The sequence below is a fragment of the Nonomuraea sp. NPDC046570 genome (assembly GCF_040645915.1).
Lineage (GTDB): Bacteria > Actinomycetota > Actinomycetes > Streptosporangiales > Streptosporangiaceae > Nonomuraea.
Genome location: NZ_JBEYZF010000011.1, coordinates 1 through 18,505, shown reverse-complemented (window position 1 = coordinate 18,505; position 18,505 = coordinate 1). Strand labels below are relative to the sequence as shown.

General features: G+C 70.4%; 18 protein-coding genes. 10 read left to right on the top strand and 8 right to left on the bottom strand.

Features of this window, described 5'->3' with window-relative positions; genetic code table 11:
- Window positions 1-53: 53 nt before the first annotated feature.
- Window positions 54-542: an ATP-binding protein gene (locus tag ABZ911_RS19170; protein WP_358056937.1), complete on the top strand. Its 489-nt coding sequence runs from the start codon at window positions 54-56 to the stop codon at window positions 540-542.
- Window positions 543-648: 106 nt separating this feature from the next.
- On the opposite strand, the gene ABZ911_RS19165 is transcribed toward ABZ911_RS19170, so the two are convergent.
- Window positions 649-1,227, bottom strand: coding sequence for a hypothetical protein (locus ABZ911_RS19165; protein WP_358056934.1), 579 nt, complete (start codon window positions 1,225-1,227; stop codon window positions 649-651).
- Between the two features lie 120 nt (window positions 1,228-1,347).
- Window positions 1,348-2,163, bottom strand: coding sequence for an MOSC N-terminal beta barrel domain-containing protein (locus ABZ911_RS19160; protein WP_358056932.1), 816 nt, complete (start codon window positions 2,161-2,163; stop codon window positions 1,348-1,350).
- Between the two features lie 71 nt (window positions 2,164-2,234).
- Here ABZ911_RS19160 and ABZ911_RS19155 point away from each other — a divergent pair, with 71 nt between their 5' ends.
- Both ABZ911_RS19155 and ABZ911_RS19150 read left to right on the top strand, forming a co-directional pair.
- Entirely contained in the window at window positions 2,235-2,474 is a 240-nt protein-coding gene (locus ABZ911_RS19155; protein WP_358056930.1) for a hypothetical protein, read from the top strand.
- Window positions 2,462-2,602: a hypothetical protein gene (locus ABZ911_RS19150; RefSeq protein ID WP_358056928.1), complete on the top strand. Its 141-nt coding sequence runs from the start codon at window positions 2,462-2,464 to the stop codon at window positions 2,600-2,602. The genes ABZ911_RS19155 and ABZ911_RS19150 overlap by 13 nt, the downstream gene beginning before the upstream one ends.
- A 30-nt stretch (window positions 2,603-2,632) precedes the next feature.
- Here the strand turns inward: ABZ911_RS19150 and ABZ911_RS19145 are convergent, their stop codons facing one another.
- From ABZ911_RS19145 to ABZ911_RS19130, 4 genes are all read right to left on the bottom strand, one after another.
- A complete protein-coding gene (locus ABZ911_RS19145) occupies window positions 2,633-5,014 on the bottom strand; it encodes a protein kinase (RefSeq protein ID WP_358056926.1) in 2,382 nt (793 codons plus the stop codon).
- Between the two features lie 133 nt (window positions 5,015-5,147).
- Window positions 5,148-6,521 carry a DUF1116 domain-containing protein gene (locus ABZ911_RS19140; protein WP_358056924.1) on the bottom strand — a complete coding sequence of 458 codons (1,374 nt, stop codon included), beginning with the start codon at window positions 6,519-6,521 and terminating at the stop codon, window positions 5,148-5,150.
- A complete protein-coding gene (locus ABZ911_RS19135; RefSeq protein ID WP_358056922.1) occupies window positions 6,518-7,876 on the bottom strand; it encodes an FdrA family protein in 1,359 nt (452 codons plus the stop codon). Before ABZ911_RS19135 ends, ABZ911_RS19140 begins: the two co-directional genes overlap by 4 nt.
- Window positions 7,873-8,736 (bottom strand): DUF2877 domain-containing protein, encoded by an 864-nt coding sequence (locus tag ABZ911_RS19130; RefSeq protein ID WP_358056920.1) that lies wholly within the window; start codon window positions 8,734-8,736, stop codon window positions 7,873-7,875. The genes ABZ911_RS19135 and ABZ911_RS19130 overlap by 4 nt, the downstream gene beginning before the upstream one ends.
- Window positions 8,737-8,866: 130 nt before the next feature.
- Between ABZ911_RS19130 and ABZ911_RS19125 the strand changes: the two genes are divergently transcribed.
- The 7 genes from ABZ911_RS19125 to cutA all read left to right on the top strand — a co-directional run bounded on the left by ABZ911_RS19125 (window position 8,867) and on the right by cutA (window position 17,349).
- The gene (locus tag ABZ911_RS19125) at window positions 8,867-10,462 is read left to right on the top strand and encodes a PucR family transcriptional regulator ligand-binding domain-containing protein (RefSeq protein ID WP_358056918.1); all 1,596 of its coding nucleotides are present in this window, start codon (window positions 8,867-8,869) and stop codon (window positions 10,460-10,462) included.
- 23 nt (window positions 10,463-10,485) lie between these two features.
- On the top strand, window positions 10,486-10,695 hold the full coding sequence (locus tag ABZ911_RS19120) for an RNA-binding S4 domain-containing protein (protein ID WP_358056916.1): 210 nt from the start codon (window positions 10,486-10,488) through the stop codon (window positions 10,693-10,695).
- A 99-nt stretch (window positions 10,696-10,794) separates the two neighbouring features.
- Complete coding sequence (locus tag ABZ911_RS19115; RefSeq protein WP_358056914.1) at window positions 10,795-12,126, top strand: solute carrier family 23 protein; 1,332 nt, start codon at window positions 10,795-10,797, stop codon at window positions 12,124-12,126.
- A gap of 142 nt (window positions 12,127-12,268) precedes the next feature.
- The gene (locus ABZ911_RS19110; RefSeq protein WP_358056912.1) at window positions 12,269-13,624 is read left to right on the top strand and encodes a solute carrier family 23 protein; all 1,356 of its coding nucleotides are present in this window, start codon (window positions 12,269-12,271) and stop codon (window positions 13,622-13,624) included.
- On the top strand, window positions 13,621-14,529 hold the full coding sequence (locus tag ABZ911_RS19105; RefSeq protein WP_358056910.1) for an FAD binding domain-containing protein: 909 nt from the start codon (window positions 13,621-13,623) through the stop codon (window positions 14,527-14,529). The genes ABZ911_RS19110 and ABZ911_RS19105 overlap by 4 nt, the downstream gene beginning before the upstream one ends.
- Window positions 14,519-14,995: a (2Fe-2S)-binding protein gene (locus ABZ911_RS19100; RefSeq protein WP_358056908.1), complete on the top strand. Its 477-nt coding sequence runs from the start codon at window positions 14,519-14,521 to the stop codon at window positions 14,993-14,995. The genes ABZ911_RS19105 and ABZ911_RS19100 overlap by 11 nt, the downstream gene beginning before the upstream one ends.
- A complete protein-coding gene (gene cutA / locus ABZ911_RS19095) occupies window positions 14,992-17,349 on the top strand; it encodes an aerobic carbon-monoxide dehydrogenase large subunit (protein ID WP_358056906.1) in 2,358 nt (785 codons plus the stop codon). Before ABZ911_RS19100 ends, cutA begins: the two co-directional genes overlap by 4 nt.
- 6 nt (window positions 17,350-17,355) lie before the next feature.
- Here cutA and ABZ911_RS19090 read toward each other — a convergent pair whose 3' ends face one another.
- Window positions 17,356-17,790 carry an NUDIX domain-containing protein gene (locus ABZ911_RS19090; RefSeq protein WP_358056904.1) on the bottom strand — a complete coding sequence of 145 codons (435 nt, stop codon included), beginning with the start codon at window positions 17,788-17,790 and terminating at the stop codon, window positions 17,356-17,358.
- A 7-nt stretch (window positions 17,791-17,797) separates the two neighbouring features.
- Window positions 17,798-18,358, bottom strand: a complete 561-nt coding sequence (locus tag ABZ911_RS19085; protein WP_358056902.1) for a hypothetical protein — start codon at window positions 18,356-18,358, stop codon at window positions 17,798-17,800.
- Window positions 18,359-18,505: the final 147 nt, after the last annotated feature.

The following is an 18,505-nucleotide window of genomic DNA, read 5'->3' as shown; positions in this document are numbered from 1 at the left end:
CCTTGGTAACCGTTCCAGCGCTAAGCGTAACCGCCTCTTGGCATTATGCACATATGAAAACCGAAGAAGTCGGTGACACCAGGAAAGCAACTCTCATGGCATGCGCGGTACGGGCCGAATGTCGCTACGGGTCGCACTTCGCGCAAGCCTTCCTGGGTGAGAAATGGATACCGTGCGCACCGAAGAACGTGGCATCCGCCCGCCGATTCGTTCGAGATGTGGCCGCCGACTGGGAGGTGGACGGCGAGGTGCGAGAAATCGCCGAACTCCTTACTTCGGAACTTGTCACCAACGCGCTCTCGCACGGCTCGTCAGGCGTTTCCGCTCGGGATGCCATACGCGTCACAGTCAGCAGGGAGAAGGAACTGATGATTGTCGACGTCCACGACTCCTGCGTCGCCATCCCCCGGATGCGGCGAGCCGACTATCTGGGCGTGTCCGGCAGAGGACTCCCCATCGTCCAGAACCTCTCCCACAACTGGGGCTGGACCCTCAACCCCGCCGGCAAGTCCGTCTGGTTCCAGTTGCTGGCATGGCCCTGACGGAAAAGCCGATTCCCCCTGCGACGGCGATCGTCCGATCAAATGGATCGACGGCGTCCTGCTGTTTCAGGACGCCGTCGGCGAAACCACGGAGCAGGCCGGGGGGTCAGTTCTCCCAGACGGCGTTCTTCAGGATGGCGGCCAGGCCGGGGGTGGCCCACTGGTCGACGATCAGGGTCTTCGTCTTCGGTAGGTACCACTCGCGCTGGTTGAACGTCGACTTCTGCTCGCCGTTGTCATGCCTCACGCACCGGCCCGGCCAGACGCGGTAGTGCGCCTTGGTGGCCACGCCGATGTTGCGGTAGCCCACCGCGATCGCCTTGCCGATGACCTGGCCGTACCGAGGGTTCGTCGGGCACGGCGGCACATCGGAAGCCGGGTAGAACGGGCCCTGGTCGGGGTTGTAGGGGCGGAAGCCCTCGGCGCCTGTCTTGAGTGCCTTCGGGCCGATCACCCAGAAGCTGTCGCAGCGGGGCTCGAAGTATCCGCCCTTCGGGCGCGCGCAGGAGCCGGTCACCACCCGGACCCGGTCCGCGCTGCCGTAGACCTGCCAGGTACTCGGGATCTCCAGGGTGAGGCCGCCGCGCAGGCGCAACATCGTGGTGACGGAGGCGGACGCGGGAACCGGAGCCGTCAGCGCGACAGTCCCGGCCACAGCGGTCAACGTGATCAACTTCTTCATCATGGCGGCGATGCTAGCGAGGCCACTTGCAACTGGATTGAGATCGACTTCAGCGGGATCCTCGACCTCGTGTCCTCGCAGGCGGCGCGGTGTTCTCCTCGGCGGAGGAGGCCGCGGACTCGCTCAGAGGAGCGTCACCGGGTCGTCCACCGAGACGCGGCCCGGCGCGTCGGGGATCAGGTTGACGCCGAACCAGACCTTGCCGTCCCAGCGGCGGTGCCTGGCCAGCGTCCGCAGGGGCTCCTTGCCCTTGGCGAGCGTGCCGGGGTCGATCGTGGTCATCACGCAGCGGTCGCAGAGCTTGGCCACCCGGAAGTCCACCTCGCCGACGCGCACCCGCGTCCACCCGTCCTCCTCGAACGGCTCCCCGGCCCCCGAGACCACCACGCTCGGCCTGAACCTGCGCATCGCCAGCGGCACCGGCACCTCCTCGCCGCGCTCGGCGGCCGTCTCGGCGATCCAGTCGTTCAACCGGGCCAGCGAGGAGGTGGAGGTGAGCAGCAAGGGGTAGCCGTCGGCCAGGCTCACCCGGTCGGAGGGCCTGCCGTACTCGGGGTTCACGGGGCGGCGGGTGGGGTCGTCGAGCCACGCCAGCCGTACGGGCTCGCCCGCCAGGGTCGACAGCCACGCCGCCGCGTCGTCGCCGCAGTCGGTGAGCTCCACCTCGGTACGCCGCACCTTGATCGTGTACGTCCTGGGCGTCGGCGTCACCCGCAGGGGGGCGGCGTGCGGGCCGGTGAGCGTCAGGCCGTCGGCGTCCACCTCGGCCCGGCAGGAGAGCAACCAGGGGTGCTGGCGGGCGGTCAGCATCTCGCCTTTCCCGTCGATCACCAGGTAACGGCGATCCCCGGCCAGGCCCCACGGCTCGACGTCGGCAGCCTCGACGTCGTGTCCCATGGTGGACTTCACGGGGTAGATGTGGACGCTCGCAACTCGCATGGCCAGGACGCTATCCCAGCCGCGCTCCCTGCCCGCACCGGGGGGATTCGGGTCATCGCAGGAACACGATGATGGCTTTCTGGAATATTGCCCCTTACCGGATCACCAACGGCGACCTCGTCTACCTCCAGGCCGGAGTGGCGGTGGGCGACAGCGCGATCAACATGAACCCCGCGCGGAAGCAGGCGGCGGAGAAGGGCCGCATCGTCCTGGAGTTCCACACGCATCCCGGCCTCGCCGAAGCGGGGTGCGTCCGAGCGACGAGGACATCAAGCACGCCGGAGCGCTTTCGCATCCCATGCTCGTCCTGACCCACAACAAACGCCCGACCGGGAACGATGGCGTCTTCGCCGCCGAGTTCAACCTGCTGATCCACGAGTACACCGAGGACACCGACCTGAAAATGAGGGTCTGGCAGATCACTCCGCGCTTCGCCTGACAGCGCTTGGCCGGTGCCTCTTCCGGGAGGTCAGGTGGTGGGGCGGAAGGTGTTGAAGAAGGTTTGGCGGGTTTTGGCTTCGTCGGACCACTTCAGCTGGGGCATGGTGAAGGTGATCGTGAAGGCGGTCTTGTCGTCGAGGGTGACGTGACGGGTAAGAGTCTGCATGGGGACGCCGTTGGGAAGCGTGTAGGTGTACTCCCAGTCGGCGGCCTTCCAGCCGTTGTACGCCACCGGCTGGAGCTGGACCTGGATGTAGGCCTCGACGCCGCTGTCGGTCTCGAGTCTGGTCAGATCCGACACGCCGCCGTCGGCCTGCGGGGTGGTCTGCTCGACGGTGATCTTCATGCCCGAGTCCTTCGGACCCGTGAACGTGGCTTCTCCGCCGGAGGTGGACAGCTTCCACGAGGACGGGACCGCCGCGCTGAACCCGTCCGGCGTGTGCTCCTTGAAGCCATCGGGGATCGTCGCGGGCGGCTGGGCGGGGGGCGCGCTCGAGGTGGTGGGCAGCGTTTCGCTGGGGGGGTTGCCGGAGGTGACGAGCATCAGGGCCACGACGGCGACGCCCACGGCGCCCAGCGCGGACACGATCAGGCGCGCGGTCGGGCGGCCGTCTCGGGTCCACCCGTTCCCGGCTGACCTGCGGCTCCTCCTGGATGGCGGGCCCTCGCTCGGCTTCCCCCTGGTGCCGGAGCGGGCGCCGGGGCGCCGGACCACGTCCTCGGGGGACAGCGGCCACGGAGAGACCGTCACATGATCGCCGTCGGCGGCCGAACGCAGGTCGCGGCTGTCGACGCCGGGCGGCAGCACGGGCTGCGGCTCCGGCGGCGGGTCGAACGCGGGCCGCGCACCCGAGGGCGTTCCAGAGGCGAGACGGGCGTCGGAAACGCCATCGGAACCGGGCAGCCGCGCCGCCCCCCGCCCGCTGTCCGCCGGGCCGGCGACCTCGTGCGCCCCTGAGGGACCGCCGAATCCGGCGACCTCGTGAGGTCCCGAAGACCCGCCCAACCCGGGAAGCTGGTACGGGCCGGAAGAGGAGCCGAAGGAGGCCAGGTCGTGCGGCCCGGAAGCATCCCCGAGGGAGTGCGGGCCTGAAGCACCCCCGAAGGAGTGCGGGCCTGAGGGGCCCCCGAGGGAGTGCGGCCCTGAGGGACCGCCGAATGTGGCCGCCTCATGGGACTCCGAGGCGGCGAGGCCGGACGGGGCGGCGCCGTGAGGGCCGGACGGGCTGTTCAGCACGTCGTATCCGCCCGACGCCGTCCCACCACCCGACGCCGAGCCGAACGCGTCGAACCCCGCCCCACCCTGCGCAGGCGGAATGATCATCTCCGTCCGATGCGCCGCGGAACCGGACAACGAGTCGTACGGCATCGCGTACCCGCCCGAAGGCTCCGCCGGATCGTAGGCCACCCGCACCGGCCCCGAGGGAGTCTCCACGATCCGCGACGGCAGCGGCCCCGAAGGCGGATCGAGCGGCGGCAGCAGATGCATGGGCGTCGAGTCCGACGGCGTCGGAATGTGCCCCGTCCCCCTTGTCGTACTGGATCCGTGACTCCGCAGTACCGCCTCCAGCAGGTCGCTCACCTGCTCGGACGTCATCCGCTCGGCCGGATTCTTCCGCAGCAGCCCTTCGATGACGGGCAGCAGCGCCCCGGCCCGCACCGGCCTGACCGGCTCCTGGGTGAGCACGGCCCCGAGCACGGCGATCGCGTCGGGCCCCTCGTAGGGCGGCCGGCCCTCGACGGCCGCGTACAGCGTCGCCCCGAAGGACCACAGGTCGGCCGCCTGGGTGATCGGCTGCCCGGACAGCCGTTCGGGCGGTATGTAGGCGGGCGACCCCATCAGCAGCCCGGTCTGCGTGATCGAGACGTCGCCCTCGATGGCGGCGATGCCGAAGTCGGTGAGCACGACCCGGTCAGCGGTGAGCAGCACGTTGCCGGGTTTGACGTCGCGGTGCAGGATCCCGGCGGCGTGCGCGTGGCTGAGCGCGTCGAGCACCCGGATGCCGATCTCGGCGGCCTGGACCACGGGAAGCGGCCCGCTCTGCCGTACGGCCTGCTCCAGAGACCATGCGCGGAACAGCTCCATCACGATCCACGGCCGCCCGTCCTCCTCGACGACGTCGTGCACGGTGACGATGCCGGGGTGGCCGAGGCGGGCGGCGGAGCGGGCCTCGCGCAGGACGCGGCGGTGCGCCACCTGGGCGCCGGTGTGGTCGAGGCCGTAGGGGAGGATCAGTTCCTTGACGGCGACGTCGCGGTCGAGCAGGACGTCGTGGGCGTGCCAGACGACGCCCATGCCGCCGCGGCCGACCGGCGACATGAGCCGGTAGCGACGGCCGACCAGGCGGCCCTGGCCGCGCGCGGTGCCTTCGGGCGCGCGCTGCCCCTCGGCGGGGACCTTACCGATCATGCGTCGTCCCCCATCTCCAACCTCATTCTCACCATGCGTCGTCGAGCGCGGCTGGCGATTCTTCCAGATTGCGAGGTTGGCCACGATAGTGGGCGGCCATTCGAGAATGGAAGCGCGAAATATACTTAAAGAATCAATCGGCGAGTGCGTTCAACGCGGCCACGAACGCCTCGGCGGGCGGGCTGACCAGGCCCGCGCCGACCTGGCCGGTCCCCGCCACCCGTCCGGCGATACCGGTGTTGACCACCGGCAGCACGCCTGTCCGCGCCACCAGCGTCACGTCGATGCCGACCGGCGTGCCGCGGAATCCGAGCCCGGGAATCTGGTAGGCGGGGTGCTCGGCGAGCGTGATCTCGTACATGGACCTGGTCGCCGTGATCGCGTCGGACACCTCACCGCCGACGAAGCGCACGATGGCGGGCGCGGCGGCCATGGCGAACCCGCCGAGGCCCGAGGTCTCGGTGATGGTGGAGTCGCCGATGTCGGGGTTGGCGTCGGCGGGGCCGTACGCGCCGAGGTAGAGGCCGTCGGGCACGCCCGCGGGCCCGGTGAACCAGCGGTCGCCCAGGCCGGAGACCTGTACCCCGAAGTCGGTGCCGTTGCGGGCCATCGCCACCACCAGCGACGAGCCCGGGATGTTCCTGGCCGCGTCGGTGCTGACCTTGCCCGCCGCCATGGCCGGGTTGAGGAAGAAGTGGTCGTTGCCGTTGACGAAGCGCAGCACCTCGGCGGCGTGCGCGGGCGCGGCGTCGACCACCGCGGGGGCCAGTTCGCGCACCAGCAGCGAGGTGGCCGCCCGGTTCCTGTTGTGCAGCTCGTCGCCCATCTGCAGCGCCTGGGCGATGAGCGCGCGCAGGTCGAGCGGCCCGGTCAGGCGCAGCGCGGCGGCCAGCGCCGGGCCGAGCACCTCGCCCATCCAGCGCAGCCGCGCCAGCACCTCGGGTCCGTACGCGCCGTAGCGCAGCACCTTGCCCAGGCCCTCGTTGAGCGAGCAGTAGGCGGTGCCGCCGTGCTCGGCGTCGTCCACCTCGAACATCCACATCGACGGGCTGACCACGCCCGCCATCGGCCCGACGGTGCGATGGTGGTGGCACGGCTCCAGCGTGGCCCGGCCCGCCGCGAGCCGGTCCGCGGCGTCGGCCGGGTCGCTCGCCAGGCCCTCGAACAGCATCGCGCCGATCAGCGCGCCGCGCATCGGCCCCGACGCCCGCTCCCAGGTGATCGGCGGCCCCGCGTGCAGGAACGTGCCCGGGGCCAGGCCGAGCACCTCGCCCGCGGGCCGTACCCCGACGAGCTGGGGGCGCGCGGAGGTGAGGCGGCCGACGGCCCGCTCGTTGGCGGCGGCCCGGCGCGGGTCGGCGAGGACCCGCGCCAGCGCGGCCGACGTGCCCGGCAGCGGCGGCCGCCAGTCCACGGCGGTCCTCGGTACGGCCTGCGCGTCCAGCGCCTCCCCGAGCAGGTCGGCCCCCACGGTGATGACGTGCGGCTCGCCGGACAGAAGGGTCACGAGCGGCCTCGCTTGTCAGTAGGTGTGCCCACATGCCGGGCGGCCTCGGCGTTGGAGGTGAAGACGGACGCTCCGGCCGCGTACAGCGCCTCCGCCTGGCGGCGCAGCCCTTGCGGGTCGCCTTCGGTGCCGATCAGGGCGATCACGACGGGCACCCCGGCGGCGGCGATCGCGGGCGCGAGCCGCGCGGCCGGATCGGCCTCGGCGCCGTGCCCGAGCACCACGTCCATCAGCACCACGTCCCCGGGCTCGGCCGAGGCCAGCGCCTCGAGCCGCAGCGTCGGATCGATCATCGGATGCGCGCGCCCCCGGGTGTAGGCGTCGTCCCCGTAGTCGACGAACTCGCCGCCCCCCGCGATGATCCTCGCCTCGGTGCACAGCGTCCCGCCGGAGTACAGCCCCCTGAGCCGCCCGGACACCGCGGGACGCGGCCAGGACGGCCACCGCGGCGCCTCCCGCCCGAGCGCCCGCAGCGCCGCCTCGGCCGCCGCGGTCAGGTCGGGTCCGCCGGTGCCGAGCAGCGCGGTCACCACAGGTGTGCGCAGCTTCTCCACGACCTCCCGCACCGCCCGAGCCGTCTCCTCCGACGGCGGCTTGGACACCAGCACGATCAGCTCCGTGGCAGGGTCCTCGTCCAGCATCCGCAGCGCGGCAGTCGTCGAGCGCCCGCCCACCTCGGCCGACAGATCCCGGCTGCCCACCCCGAGCACATGGCTCACCCCGACGCCCGCGAGGTCCAGCAGGGACGTGACCTGCTGCGCCCCGGTGCCCGAGGCGGCCACCACCCCCACCGGGCCCGGCCGCAGGACGTTGGCGAAACCCAGACCCGCCCCGCCGATCACGGCCGTCCCGCAGTCGGGCCCCATGACCAGCACCCCGCGCTCCGCGGCCAGCTCCTTGAGACGCACCTCCTGCTCCAGCGGCACGTTGTCGCTGAAGACCATCACGTCGAGCCCGGCCTCGATCGCGTCGGCCGCCTCGGCGAAGGCGTACTCGCCCGGCACCGACACCAGCACCACGCTCGCCCCGCCGCGCCTGGCCGCCGACCTGGTGGTGCGCGGCGGGTAGTCGGCGGACTCCGCGACCTGGCGGCTCGACAGCGCCCCCAGCAGGCGGTCGAGCTCACCGGTCGCGGCGTCCACGTCGTCGGCCCGCACCGCCACCAGCAGGTCGGACGGATCGGCCGGGGGCAGCTCGAAACCGAGGTCGCGAGCCAGGCCCAGGTTGAGCTTGGTCGCCATGGCGACGATCGCCACCTCGACCCCGGCCAGCTCCGACAGAGCTGAGCTGACCCGCATGAGGCTCACCGAGTCGTGGTAGACGCCCGTGCGGACGGCCACCAGGTCCCTGCTCACGCGGCCTCGCCCAGCGCCAGCACGGAGGCGACGCCGATGCGCAGCCCTTGGGTCAGGTCGGCGCCCGAGGTGTGCCCGAGGCGGGCCAGCCTGCCGAGCGCCGGTTCCGGCGGCCGGCTCTCGGCCAGGGCGCGCAGCACCGCCGTCACCTCGGGGCTGGCCTCGCCCCTGGCCGCGCAGTGCAGCAGCGTCGCGGAGATGGGCGTGGTGCGGGTACGCGCGTCGAAGGTGACGGTCGCGGCCAGCCAGTCGGCCAGCCAGACGGCCCTGCCGACCCGGGCGGCGGCGCCCAGATGCCGCAGCGCCAGCAGCAGCCCGGCCAGCACGTCGTCGCCGCTCGGCGTCAGGCCGGGGCCGAGGCCCACCAGTTGCTCGGCCGCGGTCACCGCGCGTACCAGCGAGCCTGCCGCGCAGCCCTCGGCCAGCAGGGCGATCGCGCCGTTGCCGGCCAGGCCGGGGCTGCGGCCCGCGCAGGCGGTCAGCCGGGTGGCCGACTCGGCCAGCCGTACCAGTTCGACGGGGGGCAGGGCCGGGGCCGGGTCCCACCAGCGGCGGGCGCGCAGGCTCTGGCGGCCGAGCTCGACCGAGCCGTCGCCGACCGAGGCGTCGTCACCCACAGTGACCTGCGGCAGTGCGCCCGAGGTCAGCAGCGAGTTCGGCAGCCGGGTCGCGTCGCCGGTGATCACGGCGATCGTCGTCGGCTCCTGCTCGGTGCGTATCTCCAGGTAGACGCAGAGGGGAAAGGTGGCCAGGACCCGTGCGGGCCGGCGCGGCGATTCCAGCGCGGGGCGGACCGCCGAGCTGGCCGCCCCGGTCACGTGCGTGCGCGGCAAGGCCCTCCGCTGGGTACCGAGCGTCAACGAACCTCCCTGTGGGTCATGGTCCTGACCGTAGAACGGCCCTCCAACCCTCCGTACGGAGAAATTTGCCAACAGTGAGCCTGAAGGTTGGCTCTTCCTGACAGACGGCTTCATCGGTCACAATCACCGCATGGAGCCCCCCGTTCGCCTGGCCAGCACCGGAACGATCATTCATGGAGTGTCGGTCGGGGAGGTGCTGGGGGTTTCGACGCTCGCCGACGCCAAGCTCATCGCGGGAGAGCGCGGACTGGACCGGATCGTGCAGCGCCTCAACGTCATGGAGGTGCCCGACATCCTGTCCTGGGTCAAGCCGCACGAGCTGCTGCTCACCACCGGCTACCCCTTACGCAACACCCCGCAGTCGCTGGGCCGGCTGGTCGCCGACCTCGACGAGCGGGGGCTGGCCGCGCTCGCCATCAAGCTCGGCCGCTACGTCGACGAACTGCCCGAGGAGATGGTGGAGCAGGCCGACCGGCTCGGCTTCCCGCTGATCCTGCTGCCCAACGACGTCGGCTTCGACGACATCCTCAACCAGGTGCTCACCGACATCCTCAACCGGCAGGCGGCCGTACTGGTCCGCGCCGAGGAGGCGCACCGCGCGCTGGTCCAGGTGGTGCTCGCGGGCGGCGGGCTCGGCGAGGTGACGGCCGAGGTGGCCGGCCTGCTCGACGTCACGGTCGCGGCCGTCGACGGCGCGGGCCGGGTGCTGGCCGCGGCCGGCCCGCCCGAGCACGTCGCGGGCCTGCACGAGGCCCTGTCCCGCGAAGGCGCCAAGGGTACGGCCGGGCGCACCGCGGGCTTCGCCGCCGTCCCGGTCGTCGCCGGCGGCCACCACCACGGCCGGATCGTCGCCCACAGCCCCGCGGGAACGATCCGGGAGAGCGACATCGGCATCTTGGAACGTGCCGCCACCGTCGCCGCCCTCGTCGTCACCCGGCAGGACGCGGTCAACGCGGTCGAGAGCAAGTACCGGGCCGACTTCCTGCGCGACGTGCTCACCGGCCGGGCGGGCACGGCCGAGCGGATCGCCGCGCGGGCGCGGGCGTTCGGCTGGGACCTGCAGCGCCCCGTCACCGTGCTGGTGGCCGAGCTCGACCCCGAGGGCGACGAGCGGGTCACCCAGGACCGCCTGGTCACCTCGTGGACGGCCGCGATGCGCCGCCACGACCAGCGCGGCGCGGTGGCGGGCTTCTCGCACGAGGTGGTCGCGGTGGTCGACGCCTCGGTGGACGCCCAGCGGGTGGCCAGGGACGCGGCCACCTCGTTCGCGGACGCGATGCCCGCCACGTTCTCCACCGGCACCAGCCGCTCCTGCCCGGGGGCCGAGCGGCTGCCCGAGGCGTACGCGCAGGCGTTGAAGGCGGCCCGGGTGGGCCGCCAGTTGCACGGGCCGGGCGCGGTGGCGCACTTCGACCAGCTCGGCGTCTACCGGCTGCTGTCGCTGGTGAACGACACCGCCGAACTGCACGCGTTCGTCCGCGAGACGCTGGGCTCGCTGGCCACCGACGCCGACGGGGAGAACGCCGACCTGCGCAGGACCCTGCAGGTGCTGCTGGAGACGAACCTCAACGTCGCCGAGACCGCCAGGCGCCTGCACTTCCACTACAACACGCTGCGCTACCGCATCGGCAAGCTGGAGCGCATGCTGGGCAACTTCACCGAGGACCCGCACCTGCGCCTCAACCTGACCCTGGCGCTGCACGTCCTGCGGATGCGCGGCATCTGAGCCGTGCCCGTAGGCTGACCCGCGTGGAGGAGACCTTTGAGCTGTCCAGTGACTACATCCCGCTGTGCGACCTGCTCAAGTACATGGGCGTGACGGAGACCGGCGGGATGGCCAAGCACCTGATCGCGGAGGGGATGGTGCTGGTGGACGGGGAGGTCGAGCTCCGCAAGACCTGCAAGATCCGCTCCGGCCAGACGGTGACCGGCGAGGGATTCGCCATCCGGGTGACCTGACCGAGGCGCGCGCCGGCGCACGCTCTATTGTGCTCTCCGACATTACATAGGAGAGACGGGTACCCGCTGGTCAGGCGGGTGGCGAGTAGAGGTGGCGGGATGGCGCTCGGCTGGAAGGTGCACGGCGACGGGAAGAATCTCACGCCGGGCGAGGTGGTCAGACCCGACGAGCGGCTGAGCTGGCCGCGCATGGTCGGGTTCGGCGCCCAGCACGTCATCGCGATGTTCGGCGCCACCTTCGTGTTCCCCCTGCTCATGGGGTTGGACCCGAACCTGGCCGTGATGATGTCCGGCGTGGCGACGATCGTCTTCCTGCTGATCGTGAGAGGGAAGATCCCCAGCTACGTCGGCTCCAGCGCCTCGTTCGTCGGCGCGGTGGTGGCGATCAGGGCGGCCGGCGGCGACAGCGCGACCGTGACCGGCGCGCTGCTGGTCGTGGGCGTGGTGCTGGCGCTGTGCGGGCTGGCGATCCATCGGCTGGGTGTGCAGATCATCCACCGGATCTTTCCCCCGGTGGTCACCGGCGGCGTGGTGATGCTCATCGGCTTCGGCATGGCCTACGTGGCCGCCGACGTGTACTGGCCGCAGGACCCGTGGGTGGCGCTGATCACCATGCTGGCCACCTTCGTGTTCGTCGGCGTCTTCCGCGGCTTCCTCGGCCGGATCGGCATCCTGCTCGGCCTGATCTTCGGCTTCGTGCTCTCCTGGGTGTGGGACCGGGTCGGCGGGAAGATCCACTCGCCCGGAGCCGACGGCGTGGTCGCCGACCACTTCCGGGTCAACCTCGACAAGGTCGCCGAGGCCGACTGGTTCGGGCTGCCCACGCTGCACGGCCCGGTGTTCGAGGTGTCGGCGATCGTGCTGGTGCTGCCGGTGGTCATCGCGCTCATCGCGGAGAACGTCGGCCACGTCAAGGCGGTCGGCGAGATGACCGGCGCCGACGTCGACGGCTACCTGGGCCGGGCGGTCATGGCCGACGGCATCGGCACCGTGGTCGCCACCTCGGTCGGCGGCCCCGCCACCACCACCTACGCGGAGAACATCGGCGTCATGGCCGCCACCCGCGTCTACTCCACCGCCGCCTACTACATCGCCGCGATCATCGCGATCCTGTTCGGCCTCAGCCCCAAGTTCGGCGAGCTCATCGCCGCCACCCCGAACGGCGTGCTGGGCGGCGTCACCACCATCCTGTACGGCATGATCGGCCTGCTCGGCGCCAAGATGTGGATCGAGAACAAGGTCGACTTCGCCCAGCCGGTGAACATGGTGCCGACCGGCGCGGGGATCATCTGCGCGATCGGCCCGGTCGCCCTGCCGATCTCCGGCACCTTCGCGCTGAGCGGCATCGCGCTGGGCACCGTCGTCCTGCTCTTCGGCTACCACGCGCTGCGGGCGATCAACGCGCGACGTGCGCGAGGCGGTTCCTGGTAATCGTCGCAGATTTGGCAGATCATGCCCGTGTAAGGGACCGGCTGCGGGCCTAATGTGCCCGCAACGGCAGCACGAGGATCCGCCGCGGAGGAGCCTGCGGGGTGGCCACCGAACCGACGGCCCGGTGAATGAGGGGCTCTCAATGGTTGTGGGCTGGACCAAACACGGAGACGGCAAACATCTGGCCCCGGGCGAGGTGGTCAGACCGGACGAGCGGCTGAGCTGGCCGCGCATGGTCGGGTTCGGCGCCCAGCACGTCATCGCGATGTTCGGCGCGACGTTCGTGTTCCCGCTGGTGATGGGGCTCGACCCGAACGTCGCGATCATGATGTCGGGTGTCGCGACCATCCTGTTCCTGTTGATCGTCAAGGGCAAGGTGCCCAGCTACCTCGGCACCAGCGCGTCGTTCGTGGGCGGCGTGCTCGCGATCAGGGCGCTGTTCGGCGGCGACACGCCCGCGGTCGACGCGATCGTGACCGGCGCGATCCTGGTCGTCGGATTCCTGCTCGCGCTGGTCGGCCTGGCGGTGCACTTCCTCGGCGTGCAGATCATCAACCGGATCTTCCCGCCGGTGGTCACCGGGGCCGTGGTCATGCTGATCGGGTTCGGCCTGGCGTACGTGGTCGCCGACATCTACTGGCCGTCGGACCAGTGGATGGCGCTGGTCACGATGCTGGTCACGTTCGTGTTCATCGTCGCCTTCAAGGGGTTCATCGGTCGCATCGGCATCCTGCTCGGGCTGATCGTCGGGTTCGGCCTGTCCTGGGGCGCGGACCGGGTGTTCGGCGACATCACCGCCTTCAACGCGGCCACCGGCAAGGTCGACACGCACCCCCGGGTGAGCTTCGAGGCGGTCGCCCAGGCCGACTGGATCGGCCTGCCGAACATGCACCTCCCCGACTTCAAGACCTCGGCCGTACTGCTCGTGCTCCCCGCGATCATCGCGCTGATCGCGGAGAACATCGGCCATGTCAAGGCCGTCGGCGAGATGACCAAGACCGACGTCGACCCGTACATGGGCCGGGCCGTCGCCGCCGACGGCATCGGCACCGTGATCACCAGCGCGGTCGGCGGCTCCCCGACCACCACCTACGCGGAGAACATCGGCGTCATGGCCGCCACCCGCGTCTACTCCACCGCCGCCTACTACATCGCGGGTGTGATCGCGATCCTGTTCGGCCTGTGCCCCAAGTTCGGCGCGCTGATCGCCGCCACGCCGAACGGCGTGCTCGGCGGCGTCACGGTGATCCTGTACGGCATGATCGGCCTCCTCGGCGCCAAGATCTGGATCGAGAACCGGGTCGACTTCTCCGACCCGGTGAACATGGTTCCGATCGGCGCGGGCATCATCCTGGCCATCGGACCGGTCAAGCAAGTGATCAGCAGCGAGTTCACGCTGGAGGGCATCGCGCTCGGCACCATCGTGGTGGTGGGCGGCTACCACCTGCTCCGTGTCATCGCGGGCCGTCCGGCGGAGATCAGGGAGACCACCGGGTGAAACCCGCGCCCTTCGAGTACCACGCTCCACGCGACCTCGGCCAGGCCCTCGCGGACCTGGCCGGGGCGGGGGAGCACGGCAAGGTCCTGGCGGGCGGGCAGAGCCTGATCCCGCTGCTGAACATGCGGCTGGCCGCGCCCGAGCACCTGATCGACATCAACGGGCTCGCGGAACTGGCCACCATCGACGTGGACGAGCACGGCGTCACGGTCGGCGCGCTGGCCAGGCACGCGCAGGTGGAACGGTCCCCGGAGGCGGCGGACGCGCAGCCGCTGCTGCGCCTGGCGCTGCGGCTGGTCGCCCACCCGGTGATCCGCAACCGGGGCACGGTGGTGGGCAGCCTGGTGCACGCCGACCCCGCCGCGGAACTGCCCGCGGTCCTCGCCCTGCTCGACGGCTCGGTACGGCTGGCGCGGCGCGGCTCGCCCGAGGACCCGCTCACCGGGCCCGGGACGCCCGCGAACGGCACACGGTGGCGAGACGTCCCCGCCTCGGAGTTCTTCGTGGGCCCGCTGGAGTCCGCCATCCAACCCGGCGAACTAGCCGTTTCCGCATATTTCCCGAACTTGCCGGAGAGGTCAGGAGTGTCGTTCCGGGAGGTGGCCCGCAGGCACGGCGACTACGCGCTGGCCGGAGTGGCCGCCGTCGTCACCCTCGACGACGACCTGCTGGTCGGCTCCGCCAGAGCCGCCTGCATCGGCGTCGGCCCCGTCCCCCTCGTGGTGGACGTCACCGAACAATGCGGTCACCGGCCGCCCTCGGCCGTCGACTGGGCGGCGGCGGCGCGGGCCGTACAGGCCGGGACGGAACCTGAGGCGGACATTCACGCGACGGCCGAGTACCGGCGGCACCTCGTCGCGGTCATCGCAGAGCAGGCATTGAGGGAGGCCGCGGGTGGAGCGTGAGATCACGCTGGTCGTGAACGGTGTCACCAGGCAGGTGACGGTGCCGGTCAGGCGGCTGCTGTCCGACTGCCTGCGCCACGACCTGGGCCTGACCGGCACCCATGTGGGCTGCGAGCACGGCGTGTGCGGCTGCTGCACCGTCCTGCTCGACGGCGACCCGGTGCGCTCCTGCCTCACCTTCGCGGTCAGCGTGGACGGCCACTCCCTCACCACCGTCGAAGGACTGGCCGGGCCGGACGGCCTGTCGCCGGTGCAGCGCGCCTTCGCCGAATGCCACGGCCTGCAGTGCGGCTTCTGCACCCCCGGCTTCCTCTGTACGGCGACCGCCCTGCTCAGGGACAACCCGACGCCCACCGAAGACGAAGTGCTCGAAGGCGTCTCGGGCAACCTGTGCCGGTGCACCGGGTACCAGAACATCGTCAAGGCCGTGCACCGCGCCGCGGAGATCATGGCGGAGGAATCGTGACGACAAAGCTGTTCGGCGAGCCCGTACAACGACGGGAGGACGCCCGGCTGCTGACCGGCCAGGGCCGCTACGTCGACGACCTCGGCGGGCCCGGCACGCTGGCCGTCGCGTTCGTCCGCTCGCCGCACGCGCACGCCCGCATCCTCGACATCGACGTCTCCGCCGTCCTCGACGTCGAGGGCCTGGTCGCCGTCTACACCTGGGAGGACCTGCCCGGACAGCTCGCCCAGCCGCTGCCGCTGCTCATCCCGCACCCCGCGCTCACCCACGGCCGCACCGCGCTCGCCCTCGCCCGCGACCTGGTCAGGCACGTCGGCGAACCGGTCGTGATGGTGGTCGCCGAGGACCGGTACCTCGCCGAGGACGCGTGCGCGCTGATCAACGTCGACTACGAGGTGCTCAAAGCCGTGGTCGGCATCGAGGAGGCCGTCCAGAGCGCGCAGCTCGTCCACGAGGACGTCCCCGGCAACGTGGGCGCCCACCTCGTGCAGGAGGTCGCCGCCGCCGACGGCCGGGACGCCCGCCAGGCGATCGAGAGCGCGCCGCACACGCTGGCCTTCCGGCTCGACATCGAGCGTAGCGCGTCCATGCCGCTCGAAGGACGCGGCGTGTTCGCCCGCTGGGACGGCCGCGACCTGCGCGTCTACTCCAGCACCCAGACCTCCACCAGCGTCCGGATGGCGATCGCCGCCAAACTGGAGCTGCCGCTGACCAACGTCGAAGTCATCGCGCCGGACGTCGGCGGCGGATTCGGTGTGAAGATCGTGCACCCGTGGCCGGAGGAGATCCTGGTCCCGTGGGCGGCGATGACACTCGGCCGCGAGGTCAAGTGGACCGAGGACCGGCGCGAGCACTTCATCTCCTCGGCGCACGAGCGCGGCCAGGTGCAGCACGTCAAGGTCGGCTTCGACGGCGAGGGGCGGATCCAGGGGCTCGACGTGACCATCTTGCACGATCACGGGGCCTACACGCCGTACGGGATCATCGTGCCGATCATCACCTCGACGCAGTTGCTCGGGCCGTACCGGATCGGGGCCTACCGGGTCGAGTTCTCCTCCGTCTACACCAACACCGTGCAGGTCACGCCGTACCGTGGGGCGGGCCGGCCGCAGGCCGTGTTCTGCATGGAGCGGACCATGGACAAGATCGCCGCCGCGCTCGGGCTCGACCGGGCCGACGTGCGCGCGGCCAACTTCATCCAGCCCGACCAGTTCCCCTACGACCAGGGCATGATCTTCCAGGACGGCCGCCCGCTCATCTACGACAGCGGCGACTACCCCGAGTCGCTGCGGCTGCTCAAGGAACTCATCGGCTGGGACACCTTCGAGCGGCGCCCCGGGCTCGGCATCGGCATCGGCTGCTACGTCGAGGGCACCGGCGTCGGACCGTACGAGGGCGGGCACGTCCAGGTCACCTCCGACGGCCGGGTGCATGTCTCCACCGGCCTCACCTCCCAGGGCCAGGGCCACGAGACCGCGTTCGCGCAGATCGCCGCCACCGAACTCGGCGTCCCGATCGAACGCGTCTCCGTGGTCACCGGCGACACCCGCAGATTCGGGTACGCCGTGGGCACCTTCGCCTCCCGCGCGGCCGTGGTCAGCGGCAACGCCATCGCGCTGGCCTGCCGCAAGGTACGCGACAAGGCGCTGCGCATCGCCGCCGACGCCCTGGAGGCGGACCCGCGCGACCTGGAGATCACCGAAGGCGTGGTGCACGTGACCGGCTCGCCCACCGCGTCGATCCCGCTGTCCACGGTGGCGGTGCTGTCCAATCCGTTGCGCTACTCCTTCGACGCGGAGACGGCCAAGGCGACCCAGTTCGCCGGCACGGCCTCCTACGACCGGCCGCCGATCGCGGAAGGGGAGGAACCAGGGCTGGAAGGGCGGGACTACTACTCGCCCCTGCGGTCCACGTTCGCGTCCGGGATGCACGCGGCGATCGTGGAGACCGACCCGCTGACGGCGGAGATCCGGATTCTGCGGTACGCGGTGGTGCACGACTGCGGGCGGCTGATCAACCCGATGATCGTCGAGGGGCAGATCCACGGCGGGGTGGCCCAGGGGGTGGGGGGAGCGCTCTACGAGCGGATGGTCTACGACTCCCACGGCCAGCTGCTGAACGCGTCCTTCATGGACTTCCTCATGCCGTACGCCACCGAGGTGCCGCACATCGAGACCGCCCACCTGGAGACCCCCTCGCCGTTGAACCCGCTGGGGGTCAAGGGGGCGGGGGAGGCGGGCGTGATCCCGGTCTCGGCGGTGATCGCGTCGGCCATCGAGGACGCGGAGGGCTTCCCGATCGACAAGATGCCCATCTCGCCGTCCGAACTCTTCCACCTGCGCGGCCTCGGGTAGGCCGTTTCACGGAGACTGATCAAAGCGGGCCAGTGCGCTGACGTTCTTCTTGCTTATCTCGGACAGTTCCGCTGGGAGGTCGGCAAGGCTGAACCAGCCGATGGCGCTGCACTTCTCCGGCTCTCGGATTTCCGGGTCGCCGCCGATGTGATTCGCGCAGTAGGTGATCGATATCCAGTGCTGGGTTTCCAGGAGCAGGATGTGGTCGAAGGCGCCGAGCATGCCGGTCAGCTCGATCTTCATGCCGTACTCCTCGTCGAACTCCCGCTTGATCGCCTCTTCGAGCGTTTCTCCGAAGGAGACCATTCCGCCTGGGAACTCCCAGGTGCCTGTCTCGTTGCGCGCTCGCGGGCCACGCTGGGCGAGGAAGACGCGACGCGTGCCGTCGAATACGACGGCGCCGACTCCTACGCCGACATAGTCAATTCCTGGTGTGGTCATGGGTGTCCTACTTGACGAAAGGGAGGATGTAGGCCGTTGCGTACCACCACATGAAGCCCAGTGAAAAGGTGATGAAGAGCACGATGTAGGTTTCGTACCAGCGGAAGAAGTTGCCCAGCTTGGGCTTCTTGCGGAAGCCGGTGTAGACGATGCTGTCGGTGAGTGCGCACTCCTCTCTTCTGTAGTCCAGCCAGGACAGTATCCCGATGAATATCAGCAGTATGGTGAACAGTCCGATCACGGTGATCAGGAGCATGAGGCCGACTATTCCTGACCGTGTGACGGAGGGCGCTATGCCCCATGTTCGGTATCCAACGAATAGTGCGAGCCCGGCGGCTACCAGGGTGCTGGCCATGGCCTGGTATATCGCGAGAAATCGATATACGTTCTCGTTTACCGCGTTGATCTGCTGAAGAATGTACTTGTAGCGTTCTAGGGCAAAGTCTTTGACTAAGTCGTCTGTATCTTCGGGGGGAGTGCCGGTCTCCTTAGTGGGCTTAGTGGCGGGTTCGGCCTTTGGGGTGCTCTTGACTCTGCTCTCGGGCAGAATAGATTCTTTTGGTTTCACATCACACGCTCCCCTCGCATTGAATACTTTGGATCATATGTTTCTAGCCTAGTACTCCAGCCGCACTTACCGATCTTTGAGTTGTCGTCGCTGGTAGTGGCTTCGTCGGGCGCGGGTCTGGTGGCGTTGTCGCCACCGGTGCCAGTG